This is a genomic window from Aeromonas sp. A04 (assembly GCF_047780465.1).
GTDB classification, from domain to species: Bacteria; Pseudomonadota; Gammaproteobacteria; order Enterobacterales; family Aeromonadaceae; genus Aeromonas; species Aeromonas bestiarum.
In genome coordinates this window covers 1-1112 of the sequence record NZ_JBLNHP010000021.1, presented here as the reverse complement: position 1 = coordinate 1112, position 1112 = coordinate 1, and the positions used below count along the sequence as shown (strand labels likewise).

Annotated in this window: 1 protein-coding gene; it reads right to left on the bottom strand. The window is 56.8% G+C overall.

Annotated elements, in window-relative coordinates; all coding sequences use genetic code 11:
* A partial coding sequence (gene tuf, locus ACM3N8_RS22325) for an elongation factor Tu (RefSeq protein WP_416016605.1) occupies window positions 1-1112 on the bottom strand: 1112 nt, incomplete at both ends.

The window sequence follows — 1112 nt, the reverse complement described above, 5'->3', positions numbered from 1 at the left end:
GCACCTACGGTACGGCCACCTTCACGGATGGCGAAACGCAGGCCGTCGTCCATTGCGATCGGCGCAATCAGGGTAACAACCATTTTGATGTTGTCGCCTGGCATTACCATCTCTACGCCTTCCGGCAGTTCGATGGTACCGGTCACGTCGGTTGTACGGAAGTAGAACTGCGGACGGTAGCCCTTGAAGAACGGGGTATGACGACCACCTTCTTCTTTGGACAGCACGTACACTTCAGATTCAAACTTGGTGTGCGGCTTGATGGAGCCCGGCTTGGCCAGTACTTGACCACGCTCTACGTCTTCACGCTTAACACCACGCAGCAGCGCGCCGATGTTCTCGCCTGCACGACCTTCGTCCAGCAGTTTGCGGAACATTTCAACACCGGTACAGGTGGTAGAAACGGTGTCTTTGATACCGACGATTTCTACAGTCTCACCAACTTTGACGATACCGCGCTCAACACGACCGGTAACAACGGTACCACGGCCAGCGATGGAGAATACGTCTTCGATAGGCATCAGGAACGGCAGGTCAATTGCGCGCTCCGGCTCCGGGATGTAGGTATCCAGGTGGTTGGCCAGCTCGATGATCTTCTCTTCCCATGCAGCGTCGCCTTCCAGCGCTTTCAGCGCGGAACCACGGACTACCGGCAGGTCATCACCCGGGAAGTCATATTCGGTCAGCAGTTCACGAACTTCCATCTCGACCAGTTCGAGCAGCTCTTCGTCATCTACCATGTCGCACTTGTTCATGAACACGATCATGTACGGGATACCAACCTGGCGACCCAGCAGGATGTGCTCACGAGTTTGCGGCATCGGGCCGTCGGTCGCAGCTACTACCAGGATCGCGCCGTCCATCTGGGCAGCACCGGTGATCATGTTTTTAACGTAGTCGGCGTGACCCGGGCAATCTACGTGCGCGTAGTGACGGATGGCGGTGTCGTATTCTACGTGGGAGGTGTTGATGGTGATACCACGCTCACGCTCTTCCGGCGCCTTGTCGATCTGGTCGAAGGCGAAAGCTTTACCACCGAAGTGCTTGGCCAGCACGTTGGTGATGGCGGCGGTCAGGGTGGTTTTACCGTGGTCAACGTGGCCGATGGTACC